General features: G+C 70.9%; 16 protein-coding genes. 11 read left to right on the forward strand and 5 right to left on the reverse strand.

Annotated elements, in window-relative coordinates; all coding sequences use genetic code 11:
* Positions 1 to 3: 3 nt before the first annotated feature.
* Complete coding sequence (locus B842_RS02615; protein WP_040087257.1) at positions 4 to 426, reverse strand: DUF3151 domain-containing protein; 423 nt, start codon at positions 424 to 426, stop codon at positions 4 to 6.
* A gap of 83 nt (positions 427 to 509) precedes the next feature.
* On the opposite strand from B842_RS02615, the gene B842_RS02620 reads away from it, so the two are divergent.
* On the forward strand, positions 510 to 2,609 hold the full coding sequence (locus B842_RS02620) for an acyltransferase family protein (protein ID WP_040085037.1): 2,100 nt from the start codon (positions 510 to 512) through the stop codon (positions 2,607 to 2,609).
* Here B842_RS02620 and B842_RS02625 read toward each other — a convergent pair.
* The 4 genes from B842_RS02625 to B842_RS02640 all read right to left on the reverse strand — a co-directional run bounded on the left by B842_RS02625 (position 2,606) and on the right by B842_RS02640 (position 6,671).
* Positions 2,606 to 3,199, reverse strand: a complete 594-nt coding sequence (locus tag B842_RS02625) for a Maf family protein (RefSeq protein ID WP_040085039.1) — start codon at positions 3,197 to 3,199, stop codon at positions 2,606 to 2,608. The genes B842_RS02620 and B842_RS02625 overlap by 4 nt on opposite strands.
* Positions 3,199 to 3,417 carry an acyl-CoA carboxylase subunit epsilon gene (locus tag B842_RS02630; RefSeq protein WP_245631330.1) on the reverse strand — a complete coding sequence of 73 codons (219 nt, stop codon included), beginning with the start codon at positions 3,415 to 3,417 and terminating at the stop codon, positions 3,199 to 3,201. The genes B842_RS02625 and B842_RS02630 overlap by 1 nt, the downstream gene beginning before the upstream one ends.
* Positions 3,418 to 3,427: 10 nt before the next feature.
* A complete protein-coding gene (locus tag B842_RS02635; protein ID WP_040085043.1) occupies positions 3,428 to 4,969 on the reverse strand; it encodes an acyl-CoA carboxylase subunit beta in 1,542 nt (513 codons plus the stop codon).
* Between the two features lie 70 nt (positions 4,970 to 5,039).
* On the reverse strand, positions 5,040 to 6,671 hold the full coding sequence (locus B842_RS02640; RefSeq protein WP_040085044.1) for an acyl-CoA carboxylase subunit beta: 1,632 nt from the start codon (positions 6,669 to 6,671) through the stop codon (positions 5,040 to 5,042).
* A 152-nt stretch (positions 6,672 to 6,823) separates the two neighbouring features.
* Here B842_RS02640 and B842_RS02645 point away from each other — a divergent pair, with 152 nt between their 5' ends.
* The 10 genes from B842_RS02645 (at position 6,824) to B842_RS13575 (ending at position 15,477) form a co-directional block, all read left to right on the forward strand.
* Entirely contained in the window at positions 6,824 to 7,600 is a 777-nt protein-coding gene (locus B842_RS02645; RefSeq protein ID WP_040085045.1) for a biotin--[acetyl-CoA-carboxylase] ligase, read from the forward strand.
* 20 nt (positions 7,601 to 7,620) lie between these two features.
* A complete protein-coding gene (locus B842_RS02650) occupies positions 7,621 to 8,094 on the forward strand; it encodes a PH domain-containing protein (RefSeq protein WP_040085046.1) in 474 nt (157 codons plus the stop codon).
* Between the two features lie 84 nt (positions 8,095 to 8,178).
* Positions 8,179 to 9,396: a 5-(carboxyamino)imidazole ribonucleotide synthase gene (locus tag B842_RS02655; RefSeq protein ID WP_040087258.1), complete on the forward strand. Its 1,218-nt coding sequence runs from the start codon at positions 8,179 to 8,181 to the stop codon at positions 9,394 to 9,396.
* 9 nt (positions 9,397 to 9,405) lie between these two features.
* Positions 9,406 to 9,906 (forward strand): 5-(carboxyamino)imidazole ribonucleotide mutase, encoded by a 501-nt coding sequence (gene purE / locus B842_RS02660; RefSeq protein WP_040085048.1) that lies wholly within the window; start codon positions 9,406 to 9,408, stop codon positions 9,904 to 9,906.
* Positions 9,907 to 9,916: 10 nt separating this feature from the next.
* Entirely contained in the window at positions 9,917 to 11,287 is a 1,371-nt protein-coding gene (locus B842_RS02665; protein ID WP_040085050.1) for an aldehyde dehydrogenase family protein, read from the forward strand.
* Between the two features lie 58 nt (positions 11,288 to 11,345).
* Entirely contained in the window at positions 11,346 to 11,621 is a 276-nt protein-coding gene (locus B842_RS02670) for a hypothetical protein (protein ID WP_040085052.1), read from the forward strand.
* Complete coding sequence (locus B842_RS02675; protein ID WP_156119405.1) at positions 11,618 to 12,061, forward strand: hypothetical protein; 444 nt, start codon at positions 11,618 to 11,620, stop codon at positions 12,059 to 12,061. The genes B842_RS02670 and B842_RS02675 overlap by 4 nt, the downstream gene beginning before the upstream one ends.
* 7 nt (positions 12,062 to 12,068) lie before the next feature.
* Entirely contained in the window at positions 12,069 to 12,527 is a 459-nt protein-coding gene (locus B842_RS02680) for a YdcF family protein (RefSeq protein ID WP_040085055.1), read from the forward strand.
* Between the two features lie 101 nt (positions 12,528 to 12,628).
* On the forward strand, positions 12,629 to 14,836 hold the full coding sequence (locus tag B842_RS02685) for an MMPL family transporter (protein ID WP_040087259.1): 2,208 nt from the start codon (positions 12,629 to 12,631) through the stop codon (positions 14,834 to 14,836).
* A 17-nt stretch (positions 14,837 to 14,853) separates the two neighbouring features.
* Entirely contained in the window at positions 14,854 to 15,477 is a 624-nt protein-coding gene (locus B842_RS13575) for a TetR/AcrR family transcriptional regulator (protein ID WP_052437695.1), read from the forward strand.
* Positions 15,478 to 15,503 lie beyond the last annotated feature (26 nt).

Consider the following 15,503-nt stretch of genomic DNA (forward strand, 5'->3'; position numbering starts at 1 on the left):
GGACTAGGCGACGTCGTCGATGAGGCGCCCCACGCACTCCGGGTCGGCGTCGGAGAGCATCTGGCGGCAGCGGTCGTACTCGTTGTCCTCGCCGATGAGCTTCGCGGCGCGGGCCAGCGCGGCGATCGCGCGGAGCACCGGCTGGTTCGGCTCGTGCGCGAAGGGGACCGGGCCCCAGCCCTTCCAGCCGTTGGCGCGCAGGCGGTCGAGGGAGCGGTGGTAGGCGGTGCGGGCGTGGGCGTAGGCGGTGAGGAGGGCGGCGTCGTCGAGTGCCCCGGCCGCGAGCAGCATCTCGGCGCGGGTGACCCACACGAGCGGGCTGTCGGGGTGCTTGAACGCGGTCTCGGAGGAGGCGGTGTCGAGGCCGGCCGCCGGGTCGGCCGGGAGGTGCAGGGGCGGGGGCGCCATCATGTCGTTGATCTTCATGTCCACCGAGCCTAGTGATCTTTTCTCCGCCCCGATCTGCGCTGTTACCCTGACTGGGTACTTGAGGAAGGAAATGAGGTTCCATGCAGTCGTCGGACACCGTCGTGCAGGCACCCCCGGTGAGGTCGGTGTCCTACCGATACGACCTGGACGGGCTCCGGGGCATCGCCATCGCCTTTGTCGTCCTCTTTCACGTGTTCGTCGGGCGGGTGTCCGGCGGCGTCGACGTCTTCCTCCTGCTCAGCGGGTACTTCTTCCTCGGTTCGCAGCTGCGTTACGCGCGCCGGGAGGACGCCTCCCCGAACCCCTGGTGGCCCCTCTGGCGCACCATCCGGCGGCTCTACCCGGGGCTGCTGGTGGTGCTCGGCACGACGGCCACGGTGGTCATGCTCGGCATCCCCTGGATGCGCAGCGTGGAACTCATGGACCAGTTCACGGCGAGCCTGCTCTACTACCAGAACTGGACGTTGGCCTCGCAGGACGCGGACTACAACGTCGCCTCCGGCGGGGTCAGTCCGCTGCAGCACCTGTGGTCGATGGCGGTCCAGGGGCAGTTCTACGTCATGGCGATCGCCCTGGCGATGGTCGTCCTCTGGGCGCGGCGGGCCGGCGTCGATCTCTCCCGGTGGGTGACGGGGTTCCTCGCCGTGGCCACGGTCGCGTCCTTCGTCTATGCGACGTGGCTGCACGGGGAGTGGCAGGAGCTCAACTACTACTCCACGTGGTCGCGCATGTGGCAGCTCACGCTGGGTGCCCTCCTGGCGCTGCACGCCCACCGGGTGCGGGTGAACCCCCGCCTGCAGGAGCTGTTCATCGTGGTGGGCCTCGCGATGGTGCTGACGACGGGCCTGCTTCTCGACGGCGCCCGCCTCTTCCCGGGCCCCGCCGCCCTGTACCCGATCGGCGGTGCCGTCCTGGTCATCCTCGGCGGGGGACAGGGCCGCGTCGCCGGGTGGCTGGCCCACCGCTCGATGCGCTGGCTCGGTGACATCGCCTACCCGCTGTACCTGTGGCACTGGCCCCTGCTCATCCTCAGCCTCATCGTGCTGGGCCTCGACGAGGTCCCCTGGTGGCTGGGTGTCGCGGTCGTCGCGGTGTCGCTGCTGCTCGCGGACGTGACGCACAGGTTCGTCGAGAAGCCCCTGCGGCAGCACGCCCCCCGCCCCCGCGCGGGCGAGCGGCGGGTGCAGGAGGCGATCGCGCAGCTGCGCACCTCCGCGGTGGCCCGCGCCCGCGCCGTCGGGGCCGGCGTCCTGGCGCTCGTCATGGCGACGCTGCTCATCCTCCAGGGCATCTGGGAGGTCCGCCTCCACCTCGCCGGGGGACTGCTTCTCGACGCCACCCAGTACCCCGGCGCCGCCGCCCTCACCGGCGCCCCCGTGCCCGACAAGAAGGTCCGCCCGGACCCGGAGCTCGCGGGCGCGCTGATCTCGCGGATCTGGACGGAGAAGTGCATCTCCCGCTTCGGCGACGACCCGCACGTCCTGCCTGTCGACGAACGCGGCTCCGACTGCGTCTTCGGCGATCCGGCGGCGACCCGGGACGTCTACCTCGTCGGCGGCTCCCACTCCGAGCAGTGGGTCATCCCCCTCGACGTGCTGGGCAAGGAGCACGGCTTCCGGGTCATCCCGCTGGTGCGGCAGTCCTGCCCGACGTTCGTCGAGGAGCGCGACGGTCTCTTCGAGCCGGACTGCGCCCTGTTCAACGAGCAGGTCATCGACCGCCTCGCGGAGGCGCGGCCGGAGCTGGTCATCTCGACGACGACGCGCCCCTTCCTGGAGTCCGGTGACTTCCAGGAGGGCGTCCCGGAGTCCTACCTCACGTTCTGGGACTTCCTCGCCGAGGAGCGCATCCCCTTCGTCGGTCTGCGCGACAACCCGTGGAAGTTCCTCCCGGACGGCTCCGACGAGTCGATCCCGTTCTGTCTCCGCGTGGCCGAGGACCCGGCGCACTGCGGCGTGGTGGAGGAGGACTTCTACCGGCCGGTCGATCCCGCGGCGGCGTACCTGGCGGACATCCCCACGGCCCGCGCCGTGGACACCTCGTCGTGGTACTGCACGGACGGGTTCTGCCCGGCGGTGATCGGCAACATCCTCGTGTACCGCGACGGCAACCACCTCAGCCTCGCGTACCTCAACTCCCTGGTGCCCCAGGTGTGGGCGGAGATCGGGGAGTTCCTCTAGGAACGCCAGAAGGCGCTGGCGTCGAGCCCGAAGCGGTACAGGGCCCGGCGCACGGTCGGCAGGCTCAGTCCGATCACCGAGGACGGGTCCCCCTCGATCCGGTCGATGAACCAGCCGCCGAGGGCCTCCAGGGTGAAGGCACCGGCGCACTGCCAGGGCTCACCCGAGGCGGCGTAGGCGCGGATGTCGGCCTCCGAGGCTGCGGCGAAGTGCACGGTCGTGGAGGTCGTCTCCACGAACTCCTCACCCCGGTGGACGATGCAGTGGCCGGTGAGCAGCTGCGCCACCTTGCCGGCCTGCTCGCGCCAGCGCTCGACGGTGGCCTCCTCGGTGTGGGGTTTGCCCTGCAGGCGGCCGTCGAGAAGCAGCATGGAGTCGCCGCCGATGACCACGTCCCCGTGGAACTGCCCGGCGACGGCGTGGGCCTTGGCGCGGGCCAGGGCCGCGACGGCGTCGGCGGGGGAGGCGTCCTGCAGGGACGCCAAGAGGGCGTCCTCGTCGACGTCCGCGGGCTGGATGACGGGGTCGACACCGGCGTTGGCCAGGATCATCCGCCGCGACGGGGACGAGGACGCGAGAACGATCCGCATCAGTAGAAGGTGACGTTGCGGAACGCGTTCGGGTTGTAGAGCGTGGTGCGCTGCAGGCGGTCCTCCGGGCGGCCCCAGAGGTTGCGCTCGCCGGACTCCTCGTCCGGGCGCTTCTTGGCCAGGGCGGTGAGCACTGCGGTGAGGGCAGCGAGCTCGGTGGCGTCCGGGTTGCCCTTGAGCACGCGGAACAGCGGCTTGGCGGCGGTGGTGGTGGTCACGATCGGCTCCTTAGAGGGGGATGTTTCCGTGCTTCTTCGGCAGGGTCTGGATCACCTTGCGGTCCAGCAGGCGCAGACCCTCGATGAGCTGCGGACGGGTGGTGGACGGCTCGATGACCGCGTCCACCAGGCTGCGCTCCGCGGCGAGGTAGGGGTTGATGTGGTTGTCGGCGTAGGCCTGCTCGTCGATCTTCCCGTCGAGGGCGGCCACGGCGGCCGGAGCCTCGGTGACGGCGATCTCCGCGGTCGGCCACGCGAAGACGAGGTCGGCGCCCAGGTCCTTCGACCCCATCAGGACATACGACGGGCCGATGGCCTTCCGGGTGATGACGGTGACCTTGCCGACGGTCGCCTCGGCGTAAGCGTATGCCAGCTTGGCACCCCGGCGCAGCACTCCGGCGTGCTCCTGGTCCTCACCCGGCAGGAAACCGGGGGAGTCGACGAACTCGACGATCGGGATGTTGAAGGCGTCGCAGGTGCGGATGAAGCGGGCGGCCTTCTCCGCGGAGGCGGAGTCGAGACAGCCGGCGAGGTCGGTCGGCTGGTTGGCGACCACACCCACCGCGCGGCCCTCGACGCGGGCCAGCGCGGTGATGATGTTGGGCGCGTACCCGGCCTGCAGCTCCAGGAGCTCGCCCTTGTCGACGATCCGGCGCACGACCTCGTGCATGTCGTAGGTGTGGGCGTCGGAGTCGGGGATGAGGGAGTCGAGCTCGCGGTCGGTGTCGTTGACCTCCAGGGAGGTCTCGGTCTCCGGGCGCGGGGCCTCGGCGCGGTTGTTCGACGGCAGGTGGCCGACCACGTCCCGCACCAGGGAGAGCGCCTCGAGGTCGGTGGGGGCCGTGAGGTGCGCGGTACCGGAGGTGGAGGCGTGCACGGCGGCGGAGCCCAGGGACTCCGGCGTGGCGGCCTGCCCGGTGACCTTCTCCACCACGTCGGTGGCGGCCAGGTGCAGCGAACCGCCGTCCTCGACCATGACGACGACGTCGGCGAAGACCGGTGGGAGGGCGTGCATGCCCTCGGTGTGGCCGGTGATCACGGAGATCTGCGGGATGAGACCCGAGGCGGTCGTGGCGCGGGACAGGATCCTCGAGTACATCGACAGGGTGACGATGCCCTCGGCGACACGCGGACCCGCGCCCTCGTGGATGCCGATGACCGGCACGCCGGTCTTGATGGCCAGGTCGTAGACCTTGATGATCTTCTCGCCGTACACCTCACCCAGGGCGCCGTCGAACACGGTGGAGTCCTGCGAGAAGACGCAGACCTTCCGGCCGTTGACCGTACCGTAACCGGTGACGACACCGTCGGTCAGCGGGCGCTCGGCGTCGAGGCCGAACTGGGTGGAACGGTGGCGTGCGAGGGCGTCGGTCTCGACGAACGAGGCGTCGTCGAGGAGTGCCAGCACACGCTCGCGTGCGGTGGCCCGACCGGAGGCGTGGGTCGCCTCGACGGCGTCGGTCCCCACCGGGGCCTCGGCCTCCGCCAGGCGGGCACGCAGGTCGGCGAGCCTTCCGGCGGTGGTCGTGAGATCAGGGGAGGTGGAAGTCATGGTCCTCTAGTCTAGACGGCTACGCCCCGCCCACGACACTTCAGGCGCAGGCGGGGCGTACGGGGCCGGTTTACAGCGGGATGTTGCCGTGCTTGCGGGCCGGGCGGGACACGTTCTTGTCCTTGTACAGGCGCAGGTTGCGGGCGATCATGCCGCGGGTCTCGGACGGCAGGATGACCGCGTCGATGAGACCGCGCTCGGCGGCCTTGTACGGGTTGAGCATGTGGTCCTCGTACTCGCGCTCGAAGGACTTCGCCAGCTCGACGACGTCGAGGCCCTTGTCGGTGGCCTCCTTGAGCTCCTTGCGGTAGATGAAGCCGACGGCGCCGGCGGCACCCATGACGGCGATCTGGGCGGTCGGCCACGCCAGGTTGACGTCCGCGCCCAGGCCCTTGGAGCCCATGACGCAGTACGCGCCGCCGTAGGCCTTGCGCATGGTGACGGTGATCTTCGGGACGGTGGCCTCACCGTAGGCGTAGAGCAGCTTCGCGCCACGACGGAGGATGCCGCCGTACTCCTGGCCGGCGCCGGGGAGGAAGCCCGGGACGTCGACAAGCAGGACGATGGGGATGTTGAAGGCGTCGCAGGTGCGGATGAAGCGGGCGGCCTTCTCGGAGGAGTCGATGTCGAGGCAGCCGGCGTAGACGGACGGCTGGTTGGCGACGAAGCCCACCGACTGGCCCTCGATGCGGCCGAAGGCGATGACGACGTTCTCGGCGCGCTCGGCCTGGATCTCCAGGTACTCGCCGTCGTCGGTGAGGCACTCGATGACCTCGCGGACGTCGTAGGGCTGGGTCGGGGAGTCCGGGATGATGCCGTCGAGCTTGAGGTCGTCGGCGGTGATGTTGTCACCCACGGCGCCCTCGTCGGCGGTGAACTCGTCGTACGGGGCGACGGTGCGGTTGTTCGACGGCAGGAAGCCGACCAGGTCATGCACCCAGTCGAGGGCCTCCTCGTCGGTCTTCGCGGTGAAGTGGGAGTTGCCCGCGGTGGTCATGTGGGTCTGGGCGCCGCCCAGCTCCTCCTGGGTGATCTCCTCACCGGTGACGGTCTTGATGACGTCCGGGCCGGTGACGAACATCTTGGAGGTCTTGTCCACCATGACGACGAAGTCGGTCAGGGCCGGGGAGTAGGCGTTGCCGCCGGCGCAGGCGCCCATGATCACGGAGATCTGCGGGACGACGCCGGAGGCGTGGATGTTCTGGTAGAAGGTGCGGGCGATCATGTCCAGGGACACGGCGCCGTCCTGGATGCGGGCGCCGGCACCCTCGTAGAGGCCGATCAGCGGGCGGCCGGTGGTGACGGCCAGGTCCATGATCTTGATCATCTTCTCGCCGTAGACCTCGCCGAGGGCGCCACCGAAGACGGTGCCGTCCTGGGAGAAGATGCACACCTCGCGGCCGTCGATGGTGCCCCAGCCGGTGACGATGCCGTCGGTGGTCGGGCGCTTCTTGCCCATGCCGAAGTCGGTGGTGCGGTGCTTGGCGAGCATGTCGGTCTCGACGAAGGAGCCCTCGTCGAGGAGGTAGTCGAGGCGCTCACGCGCGGTGAGGCGCTCCTGGGAGTGGACGCGCTCGACGGCCTTCTCACCCATCGGGTAGGTGGCCTCGGCACGGCGACGCTTCAGGTCGGCGATCTTGCCGGCGGTGGTGGTGACGTCGGTCAGCTCGGACAGGTCCGTCAAAGGTGAGGAAATGGTCATGTTTGGGGAGTGTAGACCTCTTTGCGGCTAGTTTCCATAACGAAACCTATGTGATGCCCGTCACTTCTTGCGTTTTCGCAGGTGGCTCTAGTTTTTTCGGCGAAACAACGGCGTGTCGGAAGTGGCGCGTGTGACGGGATAGGCTGGTCCCCGTGACTTCTGCCTCCTTCTCCGCGCGCCTACCCCAGTACGCCCAGGTCCGCTGGGTCGACACCACCGGCTCCACCAACGCCGACCTCCTCGCCGACACCACCGCCCCCGCCTTCTCCGCCCTCGCGGCCGGGGAACAGACCTCCGGCCGGGGCCGCCTCGGCCGCCCGTGGGTCTCCCCCCGCGGGGCGCAGTCCATCATGTCGGTCCTCCTGCGGCCCGGGACCGCCGAACTCGACCGCCTGGGCACCGTGCCGCTGGCCGCGGGGCTGGCGGTCCTCGACGCCGTCCGCGCCGTCGCAGGCGTGCAGGAGGGGCCGGAGCTCAAGTGGCCCAACGACGTCCTGTGGGACGGGCGCAAGCTCTGCGGCATCCTCGCTGAGGGCGCCGGCTTCCCCGAGGACCCCCGCATCGTCGTCGGTCTCGGCGTCAACGTGTCCCTGACGAAGGAGCAGCTGCCCGTGCCCCACGCCACCTCCCTCGCCCTGGAGGGCGTCGACGTGAGCACCGAGGACGTCACCGTCGCCGTCCTGGAGGCGCTCCACCGGCGCCTCACCCAGTGGGCGACCGGGGACCGCAGCCTCATGGACGACTACCGGCGCGAGTGCATCACCATCGGCAAGCCCGTGCGCGTGGAGGCGCCCGGCGGAGACCTCCACGGCACCGTCGCCGACATCGCCCCGGACGGCCGCCTCGACCTGCTCGCCGACGACGGCGACCGGCACCTCATCTCCGCGGGCGACGTCACCCACCTGCGCCGCACCGACGCCCGCTACTAGTAGGGGTAGGATCCGCGCCCATGGCACTGTTCCGACCGGTGGAGGGGGAGGTGGTGCGCGCCGACCTCACGGCGCCGCTGCACACCCTCACCTTCCCGACCCTGGAACTCATCCTCGTCACCGGACTGAGCTGGATGCTCATCGGCTGGCTCGACCAGCCCGGCATGTACACGGACCCGCAGCTGCGCAACGCCGTCCTCGTCGTCTGGCTGCTGCTCGCCTGCTGGCGTTTCGTCCTGCCGCTGCTCAAGGCGCGCCGCCGCCGCTTCGTGGTCACCGACCAGCGCCTCGTGGTCCGCGCGGGGGAGTTCCGTTCCCGCACCGACTCCATCCCCTTCCGCGACATCCGCTCCGTGCAGCGGCGCCGCAGCGGCATCTTCCTGGCCATCAGCGGCTACGACCGGCCCCTCTACTTCCCGGACGTGCCCCGCGCGAAGCGCGTCGCAGCCCTGATCGAGGAGTCCCTGCCCCCGACGCCCACCCGGTACTGGTAGCGGCCCGTCGGCGGAGGAACCGGAGGAAACGGAGGAAACGGAGGAACTTCGGGGAAACACCGGCCGCTGACTATAGTTATGGCCGTGACTGAACCTGCAGGAAACCCGAACGCCCACGTCCCCGGCATGCCTGTCGTCGCCGTCATCGGCGACGGTCAGCTGGCCCGCATGATGCAGACGGAGGCGATCGAGCTCGGCCAGTCGATCCGCCTCCTCGCCGGCGCACCCGACTCCTCCGCCGCCCAGGTCGCGGCGGACGTCGTCCTCGGTGACTACACCGACCTCGACGACCTGCGCACCGCCGTCGCGGGCGCCAGCGTCATGACCTTCGACCACGAGCACGTCCCCACCGAGCACCTGCACCAGCTCATCAGCGAGGGCGTCAACGTCCAGCCGGGCCCCGACGCCCTGGTCAACGCCCAGGACAAGCTCGTCATGCGCGAGAAGCTGCGCTCCATCGGCGCCCCGGTCCCGCCGTTCGCGGCCATCGGGTCCGTCGCCGACGCCCGCGCGTTCTCCGACTCCGTCGACGGCGCCGTCTGCCTCAAGGCCCGCCGCGGCGGCTACGACGGGCACGGCGTGTGGTTCCCGGAGCCCGCGGAACTGGAGTCCCTCGTGCAGGAGCTTCTCGACGCCGGCACCCCCCTCATGGCCGAGAAGAAGGTGGCACTCGTCCGCGAGCTGTCCGCCATGGTCGCCCGCCGCCCCTCCGGCCAGGTCCAGCCGTGGCCGGTCGTGGAATCCGTCCAGACCGACGGCATCTGCACCGAGGCCGTCGCCCCCGCCCCGGACCTGTCCCCGGAACTGGGGCAGCAGGCCCGCGACCTGGCCGTCACCATCGCGCAGGAACTCGGTGTCACGGGCGTCCTGGCCGTGGAGCTCTTCGAGTACCGCGATGAGAACGGCGAGCCGGCCATCGCCGTCAACGAGCTGGCCATGCGCCCCCACAACACCGGCCACTGGACCCAGAACGGCTGTGTGACCAGCCAGTTCGAGCAGCACCTGCGCGCCGTCCTGGACTGGCCGCTGGGGTCTGTCGAGCAGACCGCCCCGGTCACCGTCATGGCGAACGTCCTCGGCGGGCAGACCGACCCGGAGAAGCCGATGGCCGAGCGCATGCTCGACGTCCACGCCCGCTTCCCGCAGGCCAAGATCCACATGTACGGCAAGACGTACCGCGCGGGCCGCAAGATCGGCCACGTGAACATGTCGGGTGAGGATCTGGGACGCGTGCGTCGAGAAGCGAACCTGGCAGCCGACTACCTCGTCAACGCCCGCTGGGCTGACGGCTACACCGCATAAGGAGAACCAATGTCCCCGCTTGTCGGCATCATCATGGGCTCGGATTCGGACTGGCCCACCATCGCCCCCGCCGCCGAGGCGCTCGCCGAGTTCGGCGTGCCCTTCGAGGTCGGCGTCATGTCCGCGCACCGCACCCCGGAGCGCATGCTCGCCTACGCCAAGTCCGCGCACGAGCGGGGCCTGAAGGCCATCATCGCGTGCGCCGGTGGCGCCGCCCACCTGCCGGGCATGGTCGCCGCCGCGACGCCGCTGCCGGTCATCGGCGTGCCGCGCGCGCTGGCCGACCTCGACGGCATGGACTCCCTGCTCTCCATCGTGCAGATGCCCGCCGGCGTGCCGGTGGCGACCGTCTCCATCGGCGGCGCGAAGAACGCCGGCCTGCTGGCCGTGCGGATGCTCGGGGCGGGGGACCCGGCGCTCGTCGAGAAGATGGCGCAGTACCAGCAGAACATGGCCGCCGAGGTGGAGGCCAAGGACGAGCGTCTGCGGAAGAGCCTGCTGGAGGGGTAAAGATGGGGGCATGACCACTGTTGCCCTCATCAACCCCAGCACCGGCGAGACCGAGGAGACGTTCCCGCGTTTCGACGACGCCGACCGCGACGCCCTCCTCGACCGCGCCGTCACCGCCCAGCGTGCGTGGCGCGCGACCCCGCTCGAGGAACGCGCCGCCGTCCTGCGCCGCACCGCCGCCCTCTACCGCGAACGCGCCGAGGACCTCGCCGGCCTCATCGGCCGCGAGATGGGCAAGCTGCGCCGCCAGGGGCTCGGCGAGCTGCGGATCGTCGCCGACATCTACGACTGGTACGCCGAGCACGCCCACGAGCTGCTCGCCCCGCAGGAACTGCCCGCGCAGGGGGCGCTGCGCACCTTCGTGCGGAAGGACGCGCTCGGCGTCGTCCTCGGCATCATGCCGTGGAACTTCCCCTACTACCAGGTCGCCCGCTGGGCGGCACCGAACCTGCTGCTCGGCAACGCGCTGGTGCTCAAGCACGCCTCCCTCTGCCCGCTGTCCTCGCAGGCCTGTGAGGACGTGCTTCTCGACGCCGGCCTCCCCGCCCACGTCTTCCGGAACGTCCGCGCCTCCGGCTCCCAGATGGCCGATTTCATCGCGGACCCGCGGATCGCCGCGGTCTCCCTGACGGGGTCAGAAGAGGCGGGTGCGGCCGTCGCGGAGGTCGCGGGCGCGCACCACAAGAAGTCCGTCCTCGAGCTCGGCGGCAACGACCCCTTCCTCGTCCTCGACGACCACAACCTGGAGAAGGTGCTCGGCCGCTACGTCAGCGCCCGCATGGCCAACGCCGGGCAGGCGTGCAACGCGCCGAAGCGGCTCATCGTGCTCGCACCCTTCTATGAGCGGGCCCTGGAGTTCCTCCGGGAGCGCATCGGCGCCCTGCCGGTCGGCGCGTGGGACGACCCGGACGCGAAGGTCGGGCCGCTGTCGTCGGTCGAGGCCCGCGACGAGATCGTCCGGCGCCTCGCGGAGGGCGACGCCACCGTCGTGGTCGGCGGCCGACCGCTCGACCGCCCCGGCGCCTTCCTCGAGCCGACCCTGCTCACCGACGTCGACCCCGCCTCCGACCTGGGCTGCAACGAGATCTTCGGGCCCGTCGCTATCCTCCACCGCGCGGCCGACGTCGAGGAGGCCGTCGCCCTGGCCAACGACACCGACTACGGCCTGGGCAGCTACGTCTTCGGGTCCGACCTGGAGCTGGCGCAGGAGGTGGCCTCCCGCATGGAGGCCGGCATGACCTACGTCAACGAGACCGGGGCCTCCCGCCCCGGCCTGCCCTTCGGCGGCATCGGGCGTTCCGGATACGGGCGCGAACTGGGGGAGTGGGGCGTCGACGAGTTCGCCAACCTGCACCTCTTCCGCGTCAGCCCGGCACTGTAGGGGACCTGTTCGAACACCCGGCGGGTGACGTGTCGGAGTGGCGCGATACCGTCAGGGGGTGACTGACACCGCCCCCGCACCCACCACCCCGGCGGACGGCCCCGAGGACATCCGGTGGCTGCGTACGCGCCGCCGCACGGCGACCACCGCCGCCGAACAGGCCGTCGTCCGCCATCAGCTGAGCCGTCTGGCCCGCCACCTGGAGCAGCGCCCTGCGGCCGAGTCGCCGACCCACTACGTGGTGCTCGCCGTCGTCACGCTGATCGGCGGGATCACCCTCGGCGTCGGCCTGTACGCCCTGGCCGACTCGATGTGGATGTGGTTGACCTCATGAGCAGGCAGAACTCCGGTTGCGGCATGCTGCTCATCGGCGTGTTCGTCCTCGCCGCGGTCTTCTGGGCGGTGGGCGTGGTGCTGTGGCTCCTGGCGCTGGCCGTGCCGGTGGCGGGACTGCTCGGGGCCGGCTACTTCCTGGTCCGGGCGACACAGGTCCGCGACGAGGCCGTTGAGCGTGCCGCCGCAGACGCCGAGCTCGAGATCCTGGTGCAGGACGCCGCCTTCGACCTGGCGGACACCATCACCCGGTGGGACACGCTGGTGTTCACCAAGGGGATCGGCACGGAACTGCAGGGCCATGAGGAGGAGGCTGTCGCCATCCAGCAGCAGCTGTTCGCAGCGCACGAGGCACTGCTCTCCGCCCCGACCCTGCCGCACCGTCTCCGGGCGGTGGTCCGGGCCGACGAGCTCCGCGAGTCCGCCGAGCGGTACCTCTAGGGCGCCCATGCCGCTCCTCATCCTCGGTGCCCGCACGTTGCACGGCTACCCCAGCCGCATCCTCGTGGACCGGCTGCGCCGTGCGCTCCCGCTTGTCGACGCCGCCCCCGTCGTCGTCTCCGGCGACGGCGAGGCCGCCGTCATGGAGCAGTGGCTCACCGCGCACGGCGTCGACCCGGCCCTGATCGTGCGGGAACCCCGTGCCCGGTCGACGAACGAGAACCTCGAGAACGCCCGTGCTCTGTTCCCCGACGTCCCGCGCTGGACGATCGTGACCTCCGACTTTCATGTCTGGCGCACGCGCCTGTGGGCCTGGCACCTGGGTGTCCCGGCGGACGTGGTGGGGGCGCCGACGCAGCGTCGCGACCTGCTCGTGGCGGTGCTTCGGGAGTGCCTGGCGCTGCCGCACTCGGCGCTGCGGATCGCGTGGCGGCGGGTGAGGTCGATCGCCGGTGAACACCGCTGATCCCGGGGCGCGTGGGGGCCGGAAATCACCGGCGATCCACCGCGAAATAGTTCTCAACGAGCAATCTTGCGCAATGGGCAATTCGGTGGAAGTGTGGTGGCATGTCCACACTGCTCGCCCGACTGGGCTCCCACTCCTTCCGCCACCCCGCCCGGGTGCTGGCCGTCTGGCTGCTGATCCTCATGGCGGTCATCGCGCTCGTCCTCAGCACGGACGGCCGCATCCGTTCCTCCGTCACCGTCGACGGCACCCCCGCGCAGGAACAGCTCGACCGGATCAGGGCCGAGCTTCCCGACGCCGGCGGCGCCCAGGGCTCCATCGTCTTCCGCGCCGGCGACGACACGCCTCTCGACGCCGCCGAACTCGGGACCGTCGCCGCGGCGGTCCGTGCCGCGGAGGGGCTGGACTTCGTCGTCGACAAGGCGGCCCGTACCGCCCAGCGGCAGGCCGAACTGCAGGCGCGGGCGCAGTCCCCGCAGCAGCTCCAGACCATGACCGCCATGCTCGGCGAGCTCCAGCGCGGCACCGACCCGCAGGGCCGGCCCCTCGTCCTTGACGGCACCCCGGTCCCCGGCGTGACCCTCAGTGTCGACGGCACCATCGCCGTTTACGACGTGCAGCTCAGCGACGCCCTCGACGACCTGCCCCCGGGCGTGGCCGACGAGCTCATGGAGGCGGTGGACGGGCAGCTCGCGGGGACCGCGCTGCAGGCCTACCCGAGCGACTCACTGCTGCCGCTGGAACCGCCGGTCGGCGGGCATGAGCTGGTGGGTCTCGCGGTGGCCGCGGTGGTCCTCCTGCTCACCCTCGGTTCCCTCGTGGCCGCCGGTCTCCCGCTGCTCACCGCGGTGACGGGCGTGGCCATCGGCGTGGGCGGGGCGTTCGGCCTCTCCGGCTTCTACACCATGACCTCGACCACGCCGGTGCTGGCGCTCATGCTCGGCCTGGCGGTGGGCATCGACTACGCCCTGTTCATCCTCCACCGGCAGCGTTCGCTCATCCTCCACGAGGGCATGAGCGCGCACGACGCCACACGACGGGCGGTGGGCACCTCCGGCACGGCCGTCGTCTTCGCCGGGCTCACCGTCATCGTCGCCCTCCTCGGCCTGCTCGTCCTGCGCATCTCCTTCGTGTCCACTATGGCCCTGGCCACCGCGGCGACCATCGCGATTGCGGTGTCGCTGTCGGTCACCGCGCTGCCGGCGCTGCTGGGGCTGGTGGGCGAACGGGTCGTCGGGAAGCGTGCCCGGGCCCGCGCCGCAGCGGGCGGGAAGGCGGAGGAGCACCGCGTGGACCGCGGCTGGGCCCGCGCCCTCACCGCCCGCCCGCTGGTGGTCATCGTCGGCGTGGTCCTCGCGCTGGGGCTGCTGGCGCTGCCGGTCGCCGACATGCGCCTGGGGATGCCGGGTGGAGGGGCGGCGTCGGAAAGCTCCCCGGAGAGGATCAACCACGACCTCACCGCACGGGCACTCGGGGAGGGCGCGAACGGGCCGCTGCTCGTCGCCGTGGAGAAGCCGGCCGGGGAACCGGATCTGGCGGGTGTCCGGGCGACGCTCGACACGCTCGGCGGCTTCGAGGGCGTCGCCAGCGCGGCGCTGCGCGGCACCAGCGAGCACCTGGAGATCTACGCCCTCACCCCCGTGACCGGCCCTCTCGCGCCGGAGACCACCGACCTGGTCCACGATCTGCGCGACGCCGGCTACGGCGTCACCGGACTCACCGCGATCAACATCGACCTCTCACAGAAACTTGCCGACGCCGTCCCGCTCTACCTCAGCATCATCGCGGGACTCTCCCTGCTCATCCTGCTGCTGGTGTTCCGTTCCGTCGTCATCCCCGTCGCCGCGACGCTGGGTTTCCTGCTCACCATCGGTGCCACCTTCGGCGTGACCACGCTGGTGTTCGGCACCGTCCTCAGTTTCCTGCCCATCATGGCCACCGGCATCCTCTACGGCCTGGCGATGGACTACCAGCTCTTCCTCGGCACCGCGATGCGCGAGGCGTACGTCCACGGGGCCACGCCCCGGGAGGCTGTCGTCGAGGGATTCGCGCACGCCAGCCGCGTCGTCGTCGCGGCGGCCGTCATCATGATCTCGGTGTTCGGCGTCTTCGTGCTCACCGACGACATCACCATCCGCCAGTTCGGCCTCACCCTCGCGGTGGGCATCCTCATCGACGCCCTCCTCATCCGCATGGTCCTCATCCCCGTCGTGATGAGCCGGGCGGGCCGCGCCGCATGGTGGCTGCCCCGCTGGCTCGACCGCGCCCTGCCGCGTCTCGACGTCGAGGGGTCCGCCCTGCGCAACTGATGTGTCATGCTGGATCCATGACCTCCAGCCTCAGAGACACCAAGCGGGCGGCCACCCGGCGCGCGCTCGCCGACGCCACCTACCGCCGTGTCCGCGAGCACGGTTTCGACGGGGTCACCATCGAGGAGATCACCACCGACGTCAACGTCTCCCGGCGCACCTTCTCCAACTACTTCGCCAACAAGGAGGAGGCGGTGGCCTTCGTCCCCGTGGACCGCATCCGCGCGGAACTGGAGGAGTGGGTCGTCCCGGAGCAGGCGGACATCCCCACGGCCGTCCGCTCCGTCGTCGGGCACCTCATGAACAGCGGCCTGCCGCTCCTGCTCGCCGAACTGGACCGCCTCGGCCGCAGCCACACGCCCTTCGGCCCCCACGCCCGCGAGGCGCAGTGGGCGGTGTGGGAGGCCGTCGGCGACAGGCTCCGCGCCGAACTGCTTATCGACGACCCCCGCGAGCGCCGCAACCTCGCCATGCTGCTCGGTGCCCTGTACGGCATCGTCTCCGCCCGACTCGCCGAGTCGGAGGAGGCGGCGGACCTCGCCGCGGTGCAGGAGAGCGTCGCCGAGGTGTTCACCTGGCTGGAACCGGCGATCCGGGGGCAGGCCGGGGCGCCGGGCGCCGGCGGCGTCGATCGCCGGTGAGCATCGCTGATCCCGGGCGTCGCGGG

It is taken from the genome of Corynebacterium humireducens NBRC 106098 = DSM 45392 (assembly GCF_000819445.1).
Taxonomy (GTDB): Bacteria; Actinomycetota; Actinomycetes; order Mycobacteriales; family Mycobacteriaceae; genus Corynebacterium; species Corynebacterium humireducens.